Source organism: Dyadobacter sp. CY323 (assembly GCF_021390245.1).
Classification (GTDB): domain Bacteria; phylum Bacteroidota; class Bacteroidia; order Cytophagales; family Spirosomataceae; genus Dyadobacter.
Window position 1 is genome coordinate 286,485 of the sequence record NZ_JAJUXH010000004.1, and the last position, 14,870, is coordinate 301,354.

Sequence of the window (14,870 nt, forward strand, 5' to 3'; positions counted from 1 at the left end):
TGTTATGACTTATTCAGTCAAATTGTTTTATTCTCACTTTTCCTAACCCATTAATGAGTTCTTCTGACAAGAATGTAACCCAAAATATTACCCAGGTAATCGCTGCATCTTCGCTTGGTACTTTAATTGAATGGTATGATTTCTACATTTTCGGTAGTCTTGCGGTTATCATCGGGCAACAATTATTTCCGAGCGACGCAGGGGCCTCAGCCCTGATCAATACACTCGCCATTTTCGCGGCGGGCTTCATTGTACGACCATTTGGTGCGCTGGTTTTCGGCAGACTTGGTGATCTGATCGGCCGGAAATACACTTTTTTACTTACCCTTGTTTTAATGGGCGGGTCCACATTCCTGATCGGCCTCATTCCTTCTTATTCCAGTATTGGTTATGCCGCGCCGATTTTGGTGCTGATCCTGCGTCTAGTGCAGGGCCTGGCGCTCGGCGGTGAATATGGCGGAGCTGCCACCTATGTAGCCGAACATGCGCCGGTGGGAAGGAGAGGTTTTTTTACCAGCTGGATCCAGACTACGGCTACATTAGGTCTTTTTCTTTCGCTTGGTGTGATCGTTTTGACTAAAAACCTATTGGGTGCAAAAGCATTTGCCGACTGGGGCTGGCGTATCCCTTTTCTTGTTTCCATTCTGCTGGTAGGTGTCTCCATTTACATCCGGATGAAAATGCACGAGTCGCCGGTTTTTACCAAACTGAAAGCTGAGGGTAAAGTTTCTGCTAATCCATTAAAGGAAAGTTTTCAGAAAAAAGTCAATTTCAAAATGGTGCTGCTGGCGCTGTTTGGCGCAACGATGGGGCAGGGGGTGATCTGGTATACCGGACAGTTTTATGCGCAATCGTTCCTGGAAAATACCTGTAAGCTTGATTTCAACGAATCCAGGTACATTCTACTTTGGGCGATCCTGTTTGCGACCCCCTTTTTCGTCGTCTTTGGTTCGTGGTCTGATAAGGTCGGCCGCAAATGGATCATGCTCACCGGGATGCTGCTGGGTGTGATTTGTTACCGACCGATTTACCAATATTTTATCGATGCGACCAATGTTAAGGAATTTCAGAAAACGGAGCTGGTGAGCACTTCCGAGCCGGTTATTGAACGCGGTTTGGTGAAAGACAAGCCGGATTCGCTGATTACTACGACGGTTACCAAAACTCTGAAAAGTGGCATGACCTTCAAAGAGTCGAGTACCGTGACGATTCCAGTGAATGCGTCCGACGATACTCCGAAAGCGGAAACCGTGATCAAGGATGTGACACTTTCGGGGCAGACCTATATCATGGTCATTTTCCTCGTTTTCTTCCAGGTTCTGCTGGTAACCATGGTTTACGGACCAATTGCGGCATTTTTGGTAGAGCTTTTCCCGACCCAGATCCGCTATACTTCCATGTCTCTGCCTTACCACATTGGAAATGGCGTTTTTGGTGGTCTGGTGCCATTTATCGCCACGCTCGTCGCATCATTCAGTGGTTCGACGCCGCTTTCCGGACTTTGGTACCCGATTGCGATTGCCGCGCTTTCACTGGTAATCGGCGCGGTTTACATCGACAACCGCATTGATAATACTGTAATGGATTAGGCGGTCCGCTTTAATAAACTCATAAGATTTGTTTTTAAAATATTAAATATGAATGGCTTAAAGAAAGTTCTGGGTCTGGTTTGGATGTTGCTCGGGCCGGTGATCATCTTGTTTTTAATCATGCAGGCAATGGATAAAATCGCCATTGCCGCCGAAGGCATTGCCCGGACGAACACTACGCTGCAATGGTCGATTATCATCCTCATTTTCATTCCGATCTGCGCCGGACTGGTCATTTTCGGGTTTTACGCCTGGAAAGGCGAGTATGAGAAATTGCCCGAAAGCTCTTCTGATTTGCAGGGATAGTTTCTATTTTTGGCTTGCATCAATCAACAAGCCGGAATCATGAAAGAGGAAGTTTATATTTTATCTGCAGCCAGAACTCCAATCGGGAGTTTTGGCGGAAATTTATCGTCGGTGCACGCCGCCAAATTGGGGGCAACTGCCATTCAGGGGGCATTGGCAAAATCCGGAGTTTCGCCGGAGCAGGTTCAGGAGGTTTTTATGGGGAATGTGGTTTCGGCCAACCTCGGTCAGGCACCTGCGCGTCAGGCTGCGATCTTTGCCGGTTTACCGGCTCGTGTTATCTGTACTACTGTCAATAAAGTGTGTGCCTCGGGCATGAAAGCTACGGTTTTCGGTGCGCAATCCATTCAACTTGGTGATGCTGAAATTGTTGTCACCGGCGGAATGGAGAATATGTCCCAGATTCCATATTATCTTCCCAAAGCAAGAAATGGCTATGGTTATGGAAATGGTGAAATCGTTGACGGCCTCGTAAAAGACGGACTGACAGATGTTTATGACCAAATCGCAATGGGCGTATGCGGCGACCGCACGGCTACAAAGTATGCCATTTCACGTGAGGAGCAAGATAATTTTGCCATTCTGTCTTACCAAAGAAGCGCCGAATCAACAAGTAATGGACTGTTTTCAAATGAACTGGTTCCCGTGGAAGTCCCGTCACCAAAAGGCGGGGAATCCTCATTTGTATCGGAAGATGAAGAATTCAGGAAAGTTAAGTTTGAAAAAATACCTGCATTGAAACCGGTTTTCTCTAAAGAAGGAACGGTAACAGCTGCAAATGCATCGACCATTAATGACGGCGCTGCTGCATTGGTACTCGCCGGGAATGCGGCAGTCCGCGATTCCGGCCTCAAACCCATCGCCCGGATCGTAGCTTATGCGGATGCGGAGCAGGAACCTGCCTGGTTTACTACGACGCCCATTCTTGCAACTCAAAAAGTGTTGAAAAAATCCGGGTTAGCAATTTCTGACATCGATTATTTTGAAGTCAATGAAGCATTTGCAGTGGTTGCATTGGCCTACATCAAAGAACTGAACCTAGATGTAAATCGGGTCAATGTGTTCGGTGGCGCCGTGTCACTCGGTCACCCGCTGGGAGCATCGGGCGCACGCATTATTACCACCTTGCTATCGGTTTTGGGGAAAAATAATGGGAAATATGGACTTGCGGCGATTTGTAACGGCGGCGGCGGCGCGTCAGCGATTATTATCGAAAGACTTTAAGAATCTTTGATCAGAATTTTCAGGCGGTCGTAAAAGCCGGTGCTTTTGAAAGTAAAGGTTTTGTGCAGAATGTAATTACTGATAAAGCTGCATCCCTGCCCAAAAATGTAGCACGCCATTTCGGTAATGTTCACGTCTTTTTTTCCAAAAGGCAGTTTCGCCTGATAAATGTCATAGCCGAGGTAATCGATTACGATTTTGTAGGAAATGTCCGCCCCAAGCTTGGTAACGACCATGGAAACGGTTGCTACCATGAAAAACTTCACCATTTCGCGCCTTGTCTGATTACTTTGACGGGCATCAAACGCAAAAAGCTTGGTTAGTGTAAATCCCCAGATCAAACCAACCAGGTAAGATGGGACAATGGAGGCACTCCATGTAATGTCGAACCAATCCTGAATTAAACTACTGGAAACTAACTGGATAACAGCGCCGGTACCTGCAACTATAAAATATGCTATTAAATCTTTGGCATTAAAAATCTTACTGTTCTTCGGTTCGGCCACGTGCGTGAGGAGTTGGTGATATAACGGCTGGACATTTATTGAGGCCCAATATTAGAAATAAATTGAACCTGAACCAAAAGGCAGGTCTTAATTTGAGCGAAAGGGCATAGTCACCGGAAGCGGAAGGTTCATGGCACTGTTTTTGCCAAACTTGTATGCGTTACCCGCATTCCCGAATGCGGGAATTGCTTTAACTCACTGATGATTTATGAAAAGGATAGCTTTGTTGGCAGTCATCTTAATATCTGCTCCTTCTGTATTTGCACAAACTAAAAAGTGGGCGGTCGGATTTGAAGTCGGCGAGCCCATTGCGGTGAGTTTAAGGAAGTATGGAGACCGTAATGCCTTGGATATCAGCATCGGTTCATATATCGGTTTGTTTAAAGGAAAAGACAATTACAAAGTAAGCAACGATGATCTGGGCGGGGTTGGCGTCATGTTTAATGCAACCTACTTGTGGTACGCGCCACTGTTCAATGAACGGATGACTGCGTACGCGGGTCCCGGAGTGCAGGTCAATTCGCGCCGTTATTATCCCGATCGGAACGTGAAAACGGTCTACACTACCAATATTTCAACCGGACCCTCGGCAACGGCCGGTCTCGAATTTTTCTTTTCGCAGAGACCAGCCTCATTTTTCGTCGAGGGCGGCGGGTATCTTGAATTGATCCCGAAATTCTTTTACTTTAATCCTAATCTCAGTATCGGACTTAGACACAACTTCTAACATCAGCAATCCCGTGAAAAAACGATCCGCATTTTACTTCATTATACTTCTGGCTGCGATCCAGGTTTCTTGTTCGAGTACGTTGCAGAAACGGTATGACCAGCGTCACGGGACCACTTCGGCCAGTGACCGATACGATGACGACCGCGACAGAACGCGCACTTCGCCCAACTCGACCGGTAAAGACGGGTATAAAAGGGATTACGAGAAAATGATGGAGGAAGACGTCAAAAGCGACTATGCCAAGTCCGATTACAATCAGAAACTGGTGACACAATATGAGGATATGGATAAGGTCGGCGAGCTGGTTTTGTACGAGCTGGACATTCTGGAAAGCCGCTGGAATGTGTTGATCGGGGAATATAGAAATTCGAATTCGTCCGGAAAAGAAGTGATTTCCGATGAGTTGGACAAAATCACCGCAGACCGGCTGGTACTTTATAAAGCCTACACGAACATCTATAAAAACGGGAAAACCAACTGGGTTACGGTAAAACGGGAAGTTGAAAATACATTAAGATCCGTTCGGAAAGTTGCTGACCGGTGATCTCACCAGCCAGCACCTTTTGTATTCGTTTTAATCCGGCAAATGTAACTGTCCACTGTCATGTAAAGTGTGGAACCGTCATTTCCCCAGGCGCAGTTGGACGTTAATTCGCCCATTTCAATGCGTCCGAGTAGTTTCCCGGCGGAAGTTAAGATCAGCATGCCTCCTGGGCCGGAAGTCCAGATATTTCCGTCTTTATCAATTTTTAAACCATCCGGTAAACCACTTTTTCCGGCTTTAACCATCGGGGTTGCGTCATATAAGAGTTTGCCCGCGCCGATTTTTCCGCTGGGTTCTACCGGGTACGACATAATCACCGCTTTTTCGGGATCGGATTGCGCGATGTATAAGATTTTTCCGTCGGGTGAAAATGCAAGACCATTAGGCCGGGCCAGATTGGCGATTTCCATGGTAACTTTTCCGTCTTTTGCAATGCGGTACACGCCAAATTCCTGGATTTCGCGGGTTGCGTCCGCATGTTTTTTGCTTAGTCCATATGGCGGATCGGTAAAATAGTAGCTGCCGTTTGAATGTTCGGTCACGTCATTCGGACTGTTGAAACGCTTGCCTTCAAATTTGTCAGCTAATGTGATTTTTCCACCGCCTTTTAGTGGCATGGCAGAAATGCGGCGGTCGCCGTGCTCGCAGGAAATCAACCGTCCTTTGCTATCGATCGTCAGGCCATTACTTCCTTCCTCGTCGCTGTAAAGCCCCAGACCTGTGTAGCCGGAAGGTTCCAGGAAAACCGAAAGCCCGGTTTTTTCATCCCATTTATATACTTTGTTTTTGGGTACGTCCGAAAAAAGCAGGTAACCTCCATCCTTGTTCCAAACCGGGCCTTCCGACCATTCGAAACCCGAGGCCAGCATTTCTACCTTTGAATTTTTCGGCAGTAGTGTCTCCAAGGATGGGTCGTCATAAATGATCTTGCCCATTGTGGGGAAAGATTTTTGGGTTGAAGCAGATATAACAAAAACAGCTGCCAGGCTAAGTAGAAGTAAACCCTTTCTCATGAAATGAAGTGTTATGGTTATCCAGGAATATGATATCTGAAAAAGAAGCTTATCGCCCAACCTACTGATTTTCCGATCCAGGATCACTTAATGGCAATACCAAAGAAAGAATAATGCTGGAATAAGGTGCAAGTTCCGCGTTCGTCATTACATCGGAATGGGCGGGATCCGTGGAAAAAAGTACTTTTCTGAAATTGGATTTGTCTTCCGGCAGGTAGATGGTTTTTGTATTACCACTCAGGTTATGAATGATCACAACCGATCTGTCGACATGCGGACGGAAATAAGCCAGCAACTGATCGTCGCTGAGACAAACGCGATGAAGATTGGGTGCGAAAATCTGGCTCAATGCAGGCTCTTCTTTTCGCAGCCGGATCAGGTTTTTATAATGATTAAACACCGATTCCGGATCGTTAAACTGGCTTGAAAGGGGTGAGACCGTTTCCAAAGTGCTGAATTGCGCCTCAATCCAGGCAGTATTTTCTGAGTTTTCTGTTTCGGGTATGTTCCAGAGAAATGGCTCGCGAATGTACGGGTCCGGTTTTGTACCCAGCATACCCAATTCCTCGCCGTAATAAATGTACGGCTGGCCGGGCAGTGTCAGCAAGATGGTTGCCGCCAGTTTCTTTTTCGCAATCTGGTTACCAACTACGCTCCCGATCCGGTCCTGGTCGTGATTGGTGAGCATAATGGCGTCGACGAAAAGCGGGTTGTATTTTTCAAAAAGCGCGTAACTCGACTGCAACTTCTCAACGATGTCTTCGTCACGTTCGTGAATTAATATGCGCTGCAATGCGAAGCTCAGATCGAAATGGAAAGTAGCGTCCAGATATTTAAAATAGGGAGCGACTTCTTCTGTTTCCGCCCAAACCTCTGCGACTGTAAACGCGTCCGGCTTCACTTCCTGCACGACTTTTGAGAAAAAATCCCAGAATTCAATGCTTTGTTCTTTTTCCCATTCCGGGTAAATGTGGCGGGCTGCGTCGAGACGAAATCCGTCCACGCCAATATCGACAAGCCAAAAACGGATGATCTTCCCGAGTTCGGCACGAAGTTCTTCCGAATGATAGTTCAGGTCCGGCATTCCTTTGTAAAAAAGGCCGTAATATTTTTCCGGATCATCCGAATTGTCGTGCCAGGGATACACCACCTGCGAATCGTCAGAGGTTTCCCGCTTCGAAATACCCAACTTGTCAATCTGCGCCTCGTTCATCCACCAGTAAAAATTCCGGAAGTTACTGGACTGACTTTTCCGGGCGTCGGTGAACCACGGATGCAGGGTACTGGTGTGGTTAATAATCAGGTCGAGATAAATTTCAATATTTCGCTCATGTGCCCGGGCGAGTAAGTTTTTGAAATCTTCGAGAGTCCCATACTCGGGTTCGATATTGAAATAATCGGTTACGTCGTATTTATGGTAACTCGGCGATGGATTCACGGGAGTAAGCCAGATCGCCTCAACGCCCAGATCTTCGAGGTAATCCAGTTTTGAAATGATCCCGTTCAGATCACCGATCCCATCCTGATTCGAGTCGCAGAAGGAACGGACAAATATTTCGTAACAAACCCGGGGAATGAATTTAGACTTGTCGGCAATCATTTAAGTGTGGCTCTGTTTAATGAAATAGGGTTGTAACATTCGGTAGACAACTTGTACCGGCAAACCCATTATAGTGTAAAAAGACCCTTCGATTTTCTCGATCGCGACCATCCCGATCCATTCCTGAATACCATAAGATCCTGCTTTATCAAAAGGTTTATAATGCTCAATATAATAGGTTATTTCCCAATCATCCAAGTCCCGGAAATGCACCGTCGCTTGGTCTGAAACTGTTGTGATCCGATCGTCAGCGAGCAAGCTTACGGCCGTAATTACTTCGTGACTTTTGCCCGAAAGGTTTTTAAGCATTTCAAAAGCTTCATCACGGTTTGCAGGCTTGTTCAGAATGTAATTTCCTGAAATCACAACCGTATCAGCGGTTAACACAATATTGTCAGGACGGAGGCCTCTGAATTGCTCCGCTTTTTCCCGCGATATGTATGCGGCAACCTCGTCTGAGGGTAAGTCGGCAGGAAAAGTCTCGTCTGTCGGCAATACTTCCACATGAAACTCAAACCCCGCGTCGGTCAGTAACTGGCGTCTTCTGGGTGAATTGGAGGCCAGCGTTAATTTTTTTTGTAAAAAAATCATTCAATCGGAACTAACAATTAATAAATAGATGTTACAACATTAAATGTATCTACATTATTTACATTTAAATCAATCGGCTATGTCTATTGAAACTGATATTAAGCAAAATAAATTTCGGAGTCCCTACCAGCGTCTCGCATTGAACCTGGTTTACACGACAAACTGGCTGGAATATCAGCAACTGGAGTTTTTCAAAGAACATGATATTACGTCGCAGCAATATAATGTGTTACGGATTCTGCGCGGACAGCAACAAACGCCGATCAAGGTAAGTGACATCACGGAACGGATGCTGGACCGGAATTCGAATACTTCGCGGCTGGTGGACAAGCTCCTGGCTAAAAATCTGGCAAAGCGTACTTCATGTCCCAGCGACCGGCGTGCGGTGGATGTGGTGATTACGGAAGAGGGGCTTAAAATGCTTACCGAACTGGATCCTTTTGTGGATGCCTGGGAAGAGCGTTTTAACATCATTACCCCCGAAGAAGCGGATCAGATCAGCGCGATGCTGGACAGGCTTCGGGAATCAAACAAGTGAATCATCGATCCGCACCTGCGATCCAGTTAAATAACCACAATAATCAAATAAATCAATTCAATTCAATTTAAAATGAAAACTACAATGAAATCGGTAAAGCTTTTCGTCGCATCCCTTGCGGTAACACTTTTTGTTTCTTCAACTGTTTCGGCTGATAACAATGACAAAAAAGCAACGAACTTGAAAGTGAATACTTCAAAAAGCGAGCTTACATGGCTGGGTAAAAAAGTAACAGGTGAACATACAGGCAAAATCGCTCTGAAAGAAGGTGTTATCACATTAGATGGTAATAAACTGGTTGGAGGTAAATTCGTTGCTGATCTTACCAGCATCACCAACACAGACCTTACCGACAAAGACTACAATGGTAAATTGATCGGCCACTTGAAATCAGATGATTTCTTTTCAGTTGAAAAACATCCGACTGCGACATTTGTTGTAACAAAAGCAACTCCAAAATCAGCGGGTGTTTATGACGTAACCGGCGATTTGACCATAAAAGGAATTACCAAACCAGCTACTTTCCCGGTCACTGTGAAAACTACCGCTACCGGCGCAGAAGCGACTGGTAAACTGGTAGTTGACCGTTCTAAATATGACATTAAATACAATTCTAAATCATTTTTCGAAAATCTCGGCGACAAAATGATCAACGATGATTTCAGCATTGACGTGAAACTGGTTGCCACCAAATAATTTTCATGGCATTAAAGTGCATTAAAGCCTGTCCGGTTGTGGCAGGCTTTATTTTTTTGGTCAAAAGGCTTAAAGATTGTTTTCGCGGTACTTTGGGAAATCGTCCATGAAATGGATCTGTCCGTTTTTAGCCTGAAAACAGTAGTGACTCATTCCATTGGTAACTGCCAGATATTGAGGTTGTAATGTGAAATTGTAGCGGCTGATTTGCGCAAAAGTTGCTTCATTCACCGAGATAAACGGAGCTTTGCATTCCACTAAAAGGAACGGCAGTGAATTGGAAGAAAGGATCATAATGTCCGTCCTTTTCGACAAGGTATTGTATTGAAGACCAGTCTCAATGGCAAACAGCGATCGCGGGTAACCGTAATGCGTGATAAGCAGGTGAATGAAATGCTGGCGTACCCATTCCTCGGGCGTGAGCGAGACGAATTTCTTGCGGATGATATCGAAAATATATGGTTTCCCATTAACCTGCTTAACTTTATAAGCGAATTCAGGGAGGTTCAATGATTCCATGAACGAAGATACACATCACAACAAATCCGGCCAATTAACCTGACAAATTCCATGACCACGAAGGAACAAATCGTCGAAAACTGGCTTCCACGCTATACCGGAACTGCGGTTGAAGATTTTGGGAGCTATATCCTTTTAACCAATTTCGGGAACTACGTGACGATGTTTGCAGAGAAATTCGGGGTGGACGTAAAGGGTCAGGGGAGGGCCATGCAAACCGCTACTGCAAAGGATATTACCATTATCAATTTCGGGATGGGAAGTCCGATGGCGGCTACTGTGATGGATTTGCTTTCAGCCATTAATCCGAAAGCCGTTTTGTTTTTGGGTAAATGCGGGGGGTTAAAAAAAACACAGGTAGGCGATCTGATTTTGCCTATCGCGGCGATTCGCGGAGAAGGTACCAGCGACGATTACATGCCAGCGGAAATTCCTGCATTACCTTCTTTCAGGCTTCAAAGTACTGTTTCCGCGAGTATTGCAAAACACAAAATGGATTACTGGACCGGGACCGTCTACACCACAAACCGCCGGATCTGGGAGCATGACGATACTTTCAAAGAGTACCTCCGTGAAATCCGCGCCATGGCCATCGATATGGAGACTGCAACTATTTTCATTGTCGGGTTTGCCAATTCAATCCCGCACGGTGCATTGCTGTTGGTTTCAGATAACCCACTTGTTCCAGAGGGTGTTAAAACGGAAGAAAGTGATAAAAAAGTAACTACGAATTTTGTGAAAAAGCATTTGGATATCGGCATTGAAGCATTAACGGAATTGGCACGCTCAGGTGCATCGGTGAAGCATCTGCGCTTTGAAAGTTGATTACCCTTTGATGAGCATATAAATTACAATGGAAAACGAAACATTATACGAACGCATTGGCGGGGACGAAGCATTGCGGAAACTCACGGACAAATTTTACGACCTGGTCTTCCAACATGAGCTCATTTCAAGGCTTTTTAAAACCGACAAAGATCTCATTAAAGAAAAGCAAAGACTTTTTCTGACCCAATTCCTGGGTGGCCCACAGGCTTATTCGGATGTTTACGGCCACCCGATGATGCGCGCCCGCCACATGCCGCACACCATTACCGAAGACGACGCGGTCGCCTGGCTGCAATGCATGTCCGAAGCCGTTGGAGCTCTGCCGATCAGCAAAGAACTAAAAGACGAATTATTTGACCGGTTCCCGCGGACTGCGTTTTTTATGGTGAATAGTTGACTTCCCGTAAATTTTAATGTGACCAAAACGAAAATCTTTCGTCTAAATAGAAGTTCTACATTTGGGAACTTTTGCTATTTTTGTCACTTTAAAACTTTTCTCAATGAAGAGAGTTTTTGCGAAGAGTACGCTACGGGAATTCTGGGTCCGGTATCCGGAAACCGAGCAGTATTTGAAGATCTGGTATGATACTGTAATTTCTTCGGAGTGGAAATCTCCTGCCGACCTGAAACAAACTTACGCCAGCGCCAGTATTTTGAAGGATGGGAGAATCGTATTTAACATTAAGGGAAACTCTTATCGCCTGATAGCCAAGTTTAATTTCGATAAACAATGGGTTTTCATACGTTTTATCGGGACGCATAAGGAGTATGACAGGATCGACGCTAATCTTATCTAATGCTATGAAATTAATAAAAACAAAAGGTGATTATCAGGCAGCGTTGAAGAGAATGGAGGTTCTTTTTGACTCGCCTGCGGGAACTGAGGAAAGTGATGAAGCGGATGTTCTGGCATTAATTATAGATGCCTACGAAAATGAGCATTACCCGATTGAAGCTCCGGATCCGATCGAAGCAATAAAGATTCGAATGGAGGAACTAGACTTAAAGCAAGTTGATCTCATCGATGCGATTGGCGGGAAAAGCAGGGTTTCAGAAATCTTAAATAAAAAAAGAAAGTTGAGTGTGGAAATGATACGAAACCTTTCTGCACGACTGCATTTATCCGTTAATAGTCTCATCGGTGACTATCAGTTAGTCAGGTAAGATTTTTATCTCTGGGTTGATAGAATTAGAATTCTTTACCTTTGCCGCATGAATTTTAAAGAGCAGTTATCAGGCTATCCGATCTTGGAAATCGTCGCAAAAGCGGCGGCGGAGCTTGGTGTGGAAGCCTACGTGATCGGTGGTTTTGTGAGAGATCTTATTCTCAAAAGAGATAGTAAAGACATTGATATTGTTTCGATTGGAAGCGGGATTGAACTGGCCGAACTGGTTGCCAGCCAGCTTGGGCCGGATGTTTTTGTCAGTATTTTTAAAACATTTGGCACGGCGCAAATCCGCCAGGGCGAGCTGGAAATCGAGTTTGTAGGCGCCCGGAAAGAGTCTTACCGTTCCGATTCCCGGAAACCAGCCGTGGAAGACGGTACGCTGGCCGACGACCAAAACCGCCGCGATTTTACGATCAATGCCATGGGGATCAGCCTGGATAAAAAGTCCTTTGGTGAACTGATCGATCCTTTCGATGGAATGAAAGATCTACGGAAAAAGATCATCCGCACACCACTCGAACCGGAGATCACGTTTTCCGATGATCCTTTGCGGATGATGCGTGCGATCCGTTTTGCCAGTCAACTGAATTTCGACATCGAGCCGGATACGTTTGACGCCATTGTTAAAATGAAAGACCGGATTTCCATTGTGTCAATGGAGCGGATTTCGGACGAGCTGAACAAGATTATTCTTTCAAAGACACCTTCTTACGGTTTCAAGCTTTTGTTTCATGCCGGATTACTGGAGATTATATTTCCGGAGATGATTGAGTTACAAGGTGTTGAAAACATTGAAGGAAAAGGGCATAAAGATAATTTCTACCACACGTTACAGGTTCTGGATAATGTCTCCCAACATACAAATGACCTCTGGCTGCGCTGGGCAGCCATTTTACATGACATAGCAAAACCCGCCACCAAGAAATTCGATAAAAAAATCGGCTGGTCGTTTCATAATCACGAAGAAGTCGGCGCGCGGATGGTACCTGTGATTTTCCGCCGGATGAAATTGCCTCTCAATGAGAAAATGCGGTTTGTTAAAAAACTCGTCAGATTGCATTTAAGGCCCATTGTTTTATCAAAAGAACAAATTACCGATTCGGCAATGCGGCGGTTACTGGTAGAAGCTGGCGAGGATATTGAAGCATTAATGAAGCTTTGCCGGGCCGATATCACTTCCAAAAATCCGGAAAAAGTAAAACGCTACCTCCATAATTTCGACCTGGTTGAGAAGAAACTGAAAGACCTCGAGGAACGTGACAAGCTGCGTAACTTCCAGCCGGTGATTACGGGAGAAATGATCATGGAAGCTTTCGGGTTGAAGCCTGCGAAGGAAGTGGGGATCATCAAAGAAATCGTGAGGGAAGCCATTCTGGAAGGTGCGATCCCGAATGAATATGAGCAGGCATTTGCATATATGATCCGCGAGGGAGAAAAAATGGGGTTAAAGGCACAGTAATTAGGCCTGATTTTTTTAAAGCGCATTCACTTATTCTACTTTTGCAAAAACAATTTGACTCCTCAGTTTTAAATGGAAAACAATACCCAGTTCAAACGATTTTTCGGCGCTCTTTTAACAATTTTGGGCATCAGCGTGCTTCTTTTTGCCTGTATCGCATTTCTTTCCGACAAGCCGGTGCTGGGGCTGACCGTATCCAAATGGGAGTCGGTTGTTCCGTTCCTCGTCGGGACCGTATTTTTATTGACCGGCGTAAATCTCGTTAAGGGTTAAGACGACCGGACCAGCGCAGCTCCAACGGTGCAGTTGAGGCATAGGTGGAACGTGCAGTAGTTGTTGTACCACTCGATTAATGCCTGTGAGTCGGCCGCGGTTTTCACCCGCATTTCCAGCGTTTCCCATTCTCTTGTGATCCGGTTATTTTCTGCCGGGACTTGCGAAAGCCAATAAATGGCTTTGTCGAGCAGTTCCGGCTGCTGGCGATGCTTCGAAAAAGCGACCAGTAACGGTACTACCGCATTGATCACAAGAAGTGCCGATGCATCCTTTCCCATTGCCGGCACTTTGTTTTTCGACTTTTTACAAAAAATGTAATGCTCAGTCCAATATTCCGATTGCATTCCATGAAAGATTTCCTGTAAGTCGGCGATGGAGCCTGGCGATGTCAGCTTTAGGAACATACTGCCTTCTTTACTCAGCAACTTTGCGAGCTGAGCCAGGCGCACGGTTGGGAAACCTGCCGGCCTCAGTTTTGCATATTTCCACTCGTGGGCATGCATTCTCTGACCTGTAAGATTGTATTTCTTACTTAAAAACTGAAACTCCTTTTTCAACTGACGGACGTAAATTTCGTCAGAGTCGTCGGGTATCAGCCCGGCCATTCCAAAAAGCAACGCCTCTATCTGGGCGGAATTACCGCGATGCTTTTGAATAACCTTCCAAGGTGTGATTTCCATTAATCGCAAAAAGGCATGATCGTTTAATTTAAACCCAAAGTGTTTTCCAAGCCATTGATATGCAGTCTTTTCCCAATCGTTCTGGTTGTTTTCCAACAACTGCATCACTTCCTTTCCTTTGCGTTCCAGCCTTTCAAGCAGCACTTTGTCCAGCATGTCGAATTTGTGAATTCCCATTACCTCATGAAACATTTCCTTGCAGGGAATGCCTTCTTTCACGTCCTGCAAAGCGGCATATCGTTCCAAAACAGATTGTTTCACCAATCCTTTCAGAGTTAAAGTGGGTATGAGAGTGCCATCCCGCCGAATTACCGGCTTGTCGTTTTCCCAAACCACATGCAAAATGACGCCTTCATATGCCTGGTCTTTTTCATGCGTGTGAAGGAACCAATCGGAGGATCTTACGTGGATTTCAATGCTTCCGTGCCAGTTGACGTCATCGATTATAATGCCTGCTTCTGAAAAATCGGGGCCTGCATTTACATTTTTGTAGCCTGTACGCATTACAGAAAGGCGTTGATTGGAATCGGTGCGCAGATTGGCTGTGTTAAAATATTGAAAACGCCAGACGAAGCTCAGGATATCTTCATTCATATTGCCGG

At 45.5% G+C, this 14,870-nt stretch carries 19 protein-coding genes; 13 read left to right on the top strand and 6 right to left on the bottom strand.

Annotated elements, in window-relative coordinates; translation table 11 throughout:
- Window positions 1–53 precede the first annotated feature (53 nt).
- The 3 genes from LZG72_RS10220 to LZG72_RS10230 are packed head-to-tail and all read left to right on the top strand — an operon-like array spanning window position 54 to window position 3,119.
- Window positions 54–1,589 (top strand): MFS transporter, encoded by a 1,536-nt coding sequence (locus LZG72_RS10220; RefSeq protein ID WP_233871103.1) that lies wholly within the window; start codon window positions 54–56, stop codon window positions 1,587–1,589.
- Between the two features lie 48 nt (window positions 1,590–1,637).
- Window positions 1,638–1,895, top strand: coding sequence for a DUF6814 family protein (locus tag LZG72_RS10225; protein ID WP_233871106.1), 258 nt, complete (start codon window positions 1,638–1,640; stop codon window positions 1,893–1,895).
- Between the two features lie 39 nt (window positions 1,896–1,934).
- Window positions 1,935–3,119: an acetyl-CoA C-acyltransferase gene (locus tag LZG72_RS10230; protein WP_233871108.1), complete on the top strand. Its 1,185-nt coding sequence runs from the start codon at window positions 1,935–1,937 to the stop codon at window positions 3,117–3,119.
- Here the strand turns inward: LZG72_RS10230 and LZG72_RS10235 are convergent.
- Entirely contained in the window at window positions 3,116–3,625 is a 510-nt protein-coding gene (locus LZG72_RS10235) for a GtrA family protein (RefSeq protein WP_233871110.1), read from the bottom strand. The genes LZG72_RS10230 and LZG72_RS10235 overlap by 4 nt on opposite strands.
- A 208-nt stretch (window positions 3,626–3,833) precedes the next feature.
- Here LZG72_RS10235 and LZG72_RS10240 point away from each other — a divergent pair, with 208 nt between their 5' ends.
- Window positions 3,834–4,352 carry a hypothetical protein gene (locus tag LZG72_RS10240; RefSeq protein WP_233871112.1) on the top strand — a complete coding sequence of 173 codons (519 nt, stop codon included), beginning with the start codon at window positions 3,834–3,836 and terminating at the stop codon, window positions 4,350–4,352.
- A 13-nt stretch (window positions 4,353–4,365) separates the two neighbouring features.
- The gene (locus LZG72_RS10245; RefSeq protein WP_233871114.1) at window positions 4,366–4,899 is read left to right on the top strand and encodes a hypothetical protein; all 534 of its coding nucleotides are present in this window, start codon (window positions 4,366–4,368) and stop codon (window positions 4,897–4,899) included.
- Between the two features lie 2 nt (window positions 4,900–4,901).
- Here LZG72_RS10245 and LZG72_RS10250 read toward each other — a convergent pair whose 3' ends face one another.
- The 3 genes from LZG72_RS10250 to LZG72_RS10260 all read right to left on the bottom strand — a co-directional run bounded on the left by LZG72_RS10250 (window position 4,902) and on the right by LZG72_RS10260 (window position 8,103).
- Window positions 4,902–5,912, bottom strand: a complete 1,011-nt coding sequence (locus LZG72_RS10250) for an SMP-30/gluconolactonase/LRE family protein (RefSeq protein ID WP_233871115.1) — start codon at window positions 5,910–5,912, stop codon at window positions 4,902–4,904.
- Between the two features lie 61 nt (window positions 5,913–5,973).
- Window positions 5,974–7,512, bottom strand: coding sequence for an alpha-amylase family glycosyl hydrolase (locus LZG72_RS10255; protein WP_233871116.1), 1,539 nt, complete (start codon window positions 7,510–7,512; stop codon window positions 5,974–5,976).
- Window positions 7,513–8,103, bottom strand: coding sequence for a Maf family nucleotide pyrophosphatase (locus tag LZG72_RS10260; RefSeq protein WP_233871118.1), 591 nt, complete (start codon window positions 8,101–8,103; stop codon window positions 7,513–7,515).
- A 79-nt stretch (window positions 8,104–8,182) separates the two neighbouring features.
- Here LZG72_RS10260 and LZG72_RS10265 point away from each other — a divergent pair, with 79 nt between their 5' ends.
- Window positions 8,183–8,641 (top strand): MarR family winged helix-turn-helix transcriptional regulator, encoded by a 459-nt coding sequence (locus tag LZG72_RS10265; protein ID WP_233871121.1) that lies wholly within the window; start codon window positions 8,183–8,185, stop codon window positions 8,639–8,641.
- An 84-nt stretch (window positions 8,642–8,725) separates the two neighbouring features.
- Window positions 8,726–9,337 carry a YceI family protein gene (locus LZG72_RS10270; protein WP_233871502.1) on the top strand — a complete coding sequence of 204 codons (612 nt, stop codon included), beginning with the start codon at window positions 8,726–8,728 and terminating at the stop codon, window positions 9,335–9,337.
- A gap of 69 nt (window positions 9,338–9,406) precedes the next feature.
- Here the strand turns inward: LZG72_RS10270 and LZG72_RS10275 are convergent, their stop codons facing one another.
- Window positions 9,407–9,856: a type I restriction enzyme HsdR N-terminal domain-containing protein gene (locus tag LZG72_RS10275; RefSeq protein WP_233871124.1), complete on the bottom strand. Its 450-nt coding sequence runs from the start codon at window positions 9,854–9,856 to the stop codon at window positions 9,407–9,409.
- 51 nt (window positions 9,857–9,907) lie between these two features.
- Between LZG72_RS10275 and LZG72_RS10280 the strand changes: the two genes are divergently transcribed.
- The 6 genes from LZG72_RS10280 to LZG72_RS10305 all read left to right on the top strand — a co-directional run bounded on the left by LZG72_RS10280 (window position 9,908) and on the right by LZG72_RS10305 (window position 13,585).
- Window positions 9,908–10,681 carry an AMP nucleosidase gene (locus tag LZG72_RS10280; protein WP_233871126.1) on the top strand — a complete coding sequence of 258 codons (774 nt, stop codon included), beginning with the start codon at window positions 9,908–9,910 and terminating at the stop codon, window positions 10,679–10,681.
- Window positions 10,682–10,709: 28 nt separating this feature from the next.
- Window positions 10,710–11,081 carry a globin gene (locus LZG72_RS10285; protein ID WP_233871128.1) on the top strand — a complete coding sequence of 124 codons (372 nt, stop codon included), beginning with the start codon at window positions 10,710–10,712 and terminating at the stop codon, window positions 11,079–11,081.
- 103 nt (window positions 11,082–11,184) lie between these two features.
- On the top strand, window positions 11,185–11,481 hold the full coding sequence (locus tag LZG72_RS10290) for a type II toxin-antitoxin system HigB family toxin (RefSeq protein WP_233871130.1): 297 nt from the start codon (window positions 11,185–11,187) through the stop codon (window positions 11,479–11,481).
- 4 nt (window positions 11,482–11,485) lie between these two features.
- Window positions 11,486–11,848, top strand: a complete 363-nt coding sequence (locus LZG72_RS10295) for a type II toxin-antitoxin system HigA family antitoxin (RefSeq protein ID WP_233871132.1) — start codon at window positions 11,486–11,488, stop codon at window positions 11,846–11,848.
- Window positions 11,849–11,896: 48 nt separating this feature from the next.
- Window positions 11,897–13,312 (top strand): CCA tRNA nucleotidyltransferase, encoded by a 1,416-nt coding sequence (locus LZG72_RS10300; protein WP_233871134.1) that lies wholly within the window; start codon window positions 11,897–11,899, stop codon window positions 13,310–13,312.
- A 72-nt stretch (window positions 13,313–13,384) separates the two neighbouring features.
- Window positions 13,385–13,585, top strand: a complete 201-nt coding sequence (locus LZG72_RS10305; RefSeq protein WP_026630003.1) for a hypothetical protein — start codon at window positions 13,385–13,387, stop codon at window positions 13,583–13,585.
- Here LZG72_RS10305 and LZG72_RS10310 read toward each other — a convergent pair.
- Window positions 13,582–14,862 (bottom strand): DUF2851 family protein, encoded by a 1,281-nt coding sequence (locus tag LZG72_RS10310; protein ID WP_233871136.1) that lies wholly within the window; start codon window positions 14,860–14,862, stop codon window positions 13,582–13,584. The genes LZG72_RS10305 and LZG72_RS10310 overlap by 4 nt on opposite strands.
- Window positions 14,863–14,870: the final 8 nt, after the last annotated feature.

Coding starts and splice junctions, on each gene's coding strand:
- LZG72_RS10280 (WP_233871126.1), top strand. CDS start 9,908: ATGACCACGAAGGAACAAATCGTCGAAAACTGGCTTCCACGCTATACC.
- LZG72_RS10250 (WP_233871115.1), bottom strand. CDS start 5,912: ATGAGAAAGGGTTTACTTCTACTTAGCCTGGCAGCTGTTTTTGTTATA.
- LZG72_RS10220 (WP_233871103.1), top strand. CDS start 54: ATGAGTTCTTCTGACAAGAATGTAACCCAAAATATTACCCAGGTAATC.
- LZG72_RS10305 (WP_026630003.1), top strand. CDS start 13,385: ATGGAAAACAATACCCAGTTCAAACGATTTTTCGGCGCTCTTTTAACA.
- LZG72_RS10225 (WP_233871106.1), top strand. CDS start 1,638: ATGAATGGCTTAAAGAAAGTTCTGGGTCTGGTTTGGATGTTGCTCGGG.
- LZG72_RS10240 (WP_233871112.1), top strand. CDS start 3,834: ATGAAAAGGATAGCTTTGTTGGCAGTCATCTTAATATCTGCTCCTTCT.
- LZG72_RS10290 (WP_233871130.1), top strand. CDS start 11,185: ATGAAGAGAGTTTTTGCGAAGAGTACGCTACGGGAATTCTGGGTCCGG.
- LZG72_RS10255 (WP_233871116.1), bottom strand. CDS start 7,512: ATGATTGCCGACAAGTCTAAATTCATTCCCCGGGTTTGTTACGAAATA.
- LZG72_RS10265 (WP_233871121.1), top strand. CDS start 8,183: ATGTCTATTGAAACTGATATTAAGCAAAATAAATTTCGGAGTCCCTAC.
- LZG72_RS10260 (WP_233871118.1), bottom strand. CDS start 8,103: ATGATTTTTTTACAAAAAAAATTAACGCTGGCCTCCAATTCACCCAGA.
- LZG72_RS10285 (WP_233871128.1), top strand. CDS start 10,710: ATGGAAAACGAAACATTATACGAACGCATTGGCGGGGACGAAGCATTG.
- LZG72_RS10230 (WP_233871108.1), top strand. CDS start 1,935: ATGAAAGAGGAAGTTTATATTTTATCTGCAGCCAGAACTCCAATCGGG.
- LZG72_RS10275 (WP_233871124.1), bottom strand. CDS start 9,856: ATGGAATCATTGAACCTCCCTGAATTCGCTTATAAAGTTAAGCAGGTT.
- LZG72_RS10310 (WP_233871136.1), bottom strand. CDS start 14,862: ATGAATGAAGATATCCTGAGCTTCGTCTGGCGTTTTCAATATTTTAAC.
- LZG72_RS10300 (WP_233871134.1), top strand. CDS start 11,897: ATGAATTTTAAAGAGCAGTTATCAGGCTATCCGATCTTGGAAATCGTC.
- LZG72_RS10295 (WP_233871132.1), top strand. CDS start 11,486: ATGAAATTAATAAAAACAAAAGGTGATTATCAGGCAGCGTTGAAGAGA.
- LZG72_RS10270 (WP_233871502.1), top strand. CDS start 8,726: ATGAAATCGGTAAAGCTTTTCGTCGCATCCCTTGCGGTAACACTTTTT.